Here is a 4007-nt window from a genome sequence, read left to right on the forward strand (position 1 = left end):
AAGTGGCTTCGGCGGCTAGGGATGGGGGGAAGGCGGGATAAGGTGGAGAGCGATGTTGAGCGGCTCGCGCAAGGGGGAGAGTTTCACGTGAAACAACCCGACGAGACCGAGGCTCAGGCATCCATCTCGTCTGACGAACCGTCATCCGTCGCGACTCCCGACGCGCCAGAAGCCGCGGCTCAGGAGGACCTTCCTGCCTCGACCGCGGAGTCAGCGGCCGAGTCTGACGGCGATGCGGATGCCGCCGATGCTGAAGCTGCTGACGCTCCCGCCGAGCCCGACGCCCCCGCCGAGCCCGACGCCCCCGCCGAGCCCGACGCTCCGACCGACGAACACCCCGACACCGACCGCGTAGAGGATGCCTCCCCCCAGGGCGCCGACCAAGACCCCGTGTCGATCGCTTACGAGGCGATCGGAAACGACATCGTGACTGCTCCCCCGGCCGATGGCGATGTCGTATCCGGCGAGTACGCTGACGATGTCTCCGACGCATCCCCCGAAGAAGCACCCGCGCAAGAGCTCGCAGAAGCTGCGCTCGAAGAGCACCCCGCCGCCGCCGAACCCGAGGCGCCGGCCGAGCCGACATCGGACGAGTCGGCCGATGACACCCGTGTCACGCAGGAAGAGGAATCCCCCATCGCGCAGGAAGACCCCGCCGACACCGTCCCAGACGAGGACGACTCTCCGATCGCGCGGGAACTCGCGGATCTGTCGGCTCGCCGCAAGGCGCTCGAAGAGGCCGAGGTCCACCTCACCGGCCGCACGCGTGTGCTCACCGTGTCGAACCAGAAGGGCGGCGTCGGCAAGACCACGACGACCGTGAACCTGGCCGCGGCGCTGGCCGAACGCGGTGCGCGCGTGCTCGTCATCGACCTCGACCCGCAGGGCAACGCGTCCACCGCACTGGGCGTGCCGCACACGTCCGACATCCCCAGCGTGTACGACGTGCTCATCGATGAGTTCCCCCTGGCCGACATCATCCAGGTGAGCCCCGAGTCGCCGAACCTGCTGTGTGCGCCGAGCACGATCCATCTCGCCGGCGCTGAGATCGAACTCGTGTCCCAGGTCGCGCGCGAGCACCGCCTTCGCGTCGCCGTCGACGACTACCTCGCGAAGAACCCCGAGAAGCTCGACTTCATCCTGATCGACTGCCCGCCGTCGCTCGGTCTGCTCACCATCAATGCCTTCACGGCAGCGGGTGAGCTGCTCATCCCGATCCAGTGCGAGTACTACGCCCTCGAGGGCCTGAGCCAGCTTCTCGGCACGGTGCAGATGATCCAGAAGCACCTCAACCCGCGACTGCAGCTGTCGACCATCATGCTCACCATGTACGACGGCCGCACACGTCTGGCGCAGCAGGTGGCCGACGAGGTCCGTGCCCACTTCCCCAAGGAGGTGCTCGACACCATCATCCCGCGTTCGGTCCGGGTGTCGGAGGCGCCGAGCTTCGGCCAATCGGTTCTGGCCTACGATGGACAGTCTGCCGGCGCCATCGCCTATCGTGAAGCGGCCGTCGAGATGATCCGGCGCGACAGCGCCTCGAATGAAAGGGGCGCCTGATGGCAGCGAAGCGCACAGGACTCGGCCGCGGAATCGGCGCACTGATCCCGACCACCGAACAGGCTGACGAGCGTCCCGCCGACGTCTTCTTCCCCCGGGCCGTCGCTGTCGACGAGGCCGAGCCGGCGTCCGGGACCGAGTCCGCTGCGACGCCCGAGCCGCAGGAAGACCTCGTCGAGGTCCCCGGCGCCCGTCTCGTCCACATCAACCCCAACGAGATCGTCCCCAACCCGCGCCAGCCGCGCACGAACTTCGACCCCGAGCACTTCGCGGAGCTGGTTCACAGCGTGCGCGAGTTCGGCGTGCTGCAGCCGGTCGTCGTCCGACTCAACGAGAAGGGTGAGCACGAGCTCATCATGGGTGAGCGCCGTACGCGCGCCGCGCGTGAGGCGGGGCTCGAGTCGATCCCGGCGATCGTGCGCGACACCGCGGACGAGCACCTCCTCCGCGACGCCCTGCTCGAGAACCTGCACCGTTCAGAGCTCAACCCGCTCGAAGAGGCATCGGCGTACCAGCAGCTGCTCGAGGACTTCGGCATCACGCAGGAAGAGCTCGCGACTCGCATCGGCCGGTCGCGCCCGCAGATCAGCAACACCATCCGTCTGCTGAAGCTGCCCGTGCCGGTGCAGCAGCGCGTCGCTGCAGGTGTGCTGTCGGCAGGCCACGCGCGCGCCATCCTCTCGCTCGAGGACGCGACGGCGATGCAGCGCTTCGCCGACAAGATCGTGAACGAGGACCTGTCGGTCCGCGCTGCGGAGGCCGCCGCCAAGCTTCCGAATGCTGCCCCCGCGCGTGCGCCCAAGCCACAGGCCGGATCGCGCCGTGCTCACCTCGACGAGGTCGCCGACCGACTGGGCGACCGTCTCAACACACGTGTCAAGATCTCACTGACGGCAAGAAAAGGCCAGATCAGCATCGACTTCGCGACGATCCAGGATCTGAACCGGATCCTGGGTGAGCTCGGCGAGACCGAGTACGGAGCAGCCGAGGCCTCCTGAGCCCCCGACGGGCTGGTCAGCGACCGGGTAGCGAGGGCGGACTCGCCGACCCGAGCGCAGCGGCGCGCCGCCGCAGGACCTCGGTCTCGGCGGCGTTGCCGGGGAGGGCCGCTGCGGCGAGGAATTCGGCGGCGGCGGCATCCACTTTTCCGAGGCGCTCGAGAAGCTCGGCCCGGACCGCGACCAGAGGCCGGAACCCGGCGAGCTCGGGCTCGAGTTCGACGACCGACTCGAGCGCGCGCTCGGGGCCGTCGACCATCGAGACCGCCACGGCGCGGTTCAGCCGCACGACGGCAGACGGGGCGAGTGTCTCGAGGGCGTCGTACAGGCGCAGGATCAGAGGCCAGTCGGTGTCGGCGAACGTCGGTGCCACGGCGTGGCACTGGGCGATGGCCGCCTGAAGACCGTAGTAGCCGAGGCCACGGCCGGCGGCATCCGCTCTCTGCAGAGCGGCGGAGCCGCGTGTGATCGCGGAGCGGTCCCATCGGCGACGGTCCTGCTGCTCGAGCGTCAGCGGGAGTCCCTCATGATCGGTGCGGGCGGCGAAGCGCGAGGACTGGAACTCCATCAGTGCGATGAGCGAAGAGATCTCGGGTTCGCCCGGCATGAGCGTCTCGAGCTGGCGTCCCAGGCGCACGGCCTCGCGGGCGACGTCCGGGCGCAGCGCACCCTCCCCTTCCCCCGATGAGTACCCCTCGGTGAAGAGCAGGTAGATGACCTGCAACACGCTCGCGAGCCGGGCGGGGCGCTCGGCGCGGTCAGGGACCTCGAAGGGCACGTTCGCGGCGGCAAGCGACTTCTTCGCTCGCACGATCCGCTGCTGCACGGTGGGCACCGTCATCAGCAGGACGCGGGCGATCTGCTCCGAGGTGAGTCCCGCGATCGTGCGCAGGGTGAGGGCGAGTCGCGCCTGCGCGGGCAGCACCGGGTGGCACGCGACGAAGACCAGGCGCAGCACGTCGTCGTCGATGCGGTCGGGGTCGGCCTCGACGGGGACGGGATCGGATGCCTCGGCCTCGAGCGCCTCCGTCACGAAGAGCGGTTCCCGCTGGGCCATGCGCTCGCGACGGCGCCATCCGTCGATCGCGCGCCGTTTGGCCACCGACATCAGCCATGCGCCGGGGTTGTCGGGGATGCCGGTCCTCGGCCATGCGTCGAGGGCTTCGACCAGGGCCTCCTGTGCGAGATCCTCCGCCCAGGCGAAGTCGCCGGTGTGGCGGGTGAGGGCAGCCACGATGCGGGCGGACTGATCCCGCCAGACGGCCTCGACGGCACGACGCCCGGACTCTCGCGGGTCGGTCGGGGGCACCGGCATCATGCTCTCAGCGTACGGGGACTCTCCCCCGGGCGACCCGCGGTGTCGGCGAGGCGACGTACCCTGGATGGGTGGCGAACGACGAGCAGACTCCGAGGAGAAGAGCCAGCCTCGAGCTGCTGCGTGCCGAAGCC

General features: G+C 69.5%; 3 protein-coding genes. 2 read left to right on the forward strand and 1 reads right to left on the reverse strand.

The annotated features are described in order from the left end of the window. Nucleotides 1-636: 636 nt before the first annotated feature. Together ACTHNQ_RS02230 and ACTHNQ_RS02235 are read left to right on the forward strand one after the other, a co-directional pair. Nucleotides 637-1560: an AAA family ATPase gene (locus ACTHNQ_RS02230; RefSeq protein ID WP_040570426.1), complete on the forward strand. Its 924-nt coding sequence runs from the start codon at nt 637-639 to the stop codon at nt 1558-1560. Further along, nucleotides 1560-2558 (forward strand): ParB/RepB/Spo0J family partition protein, encoded by a 999-nt coding sequence (locus tag ACTHNQ_RS02235; RefSeq protein ID WP_440330805.1) that lies wholly within the window; start codon nt 1560-1562, stop codon nt 2556-2558. Before ACTHNQ_RS02230 ends, ACTHNQ_RS02235 begins: the two co-directional genes overlap by 1 nt. Nucleotides 2559-2574: 16 nt before the next feature. On the opposite strand, the gene ACTHNQ_RS02240 is transcribed toward ACTHNQ_RS02235, so the two are convergent. Continuing rightward, complete coding sequence (locus tag ACTHNQ_RS02240; protein WP_440330806.1) at nt 2575-3876, reverse strand: RNA polymerase sigma factor; 1302 nt, start codon at nt 3874-3876, stop codon at nt 2575-2577. Nucleotides 3877-4007: the final 131 nt, after the last annotated feature.

Origin of the sequence: Microbacterium sp. (assembly GCF_051953575.1) — a bacterium.
Taxonomy (GTDB): Bacteria; Actinomycetota; Actinomycetes; order Actinomycetales; family Microbacteriaceae; genus Microbacterium.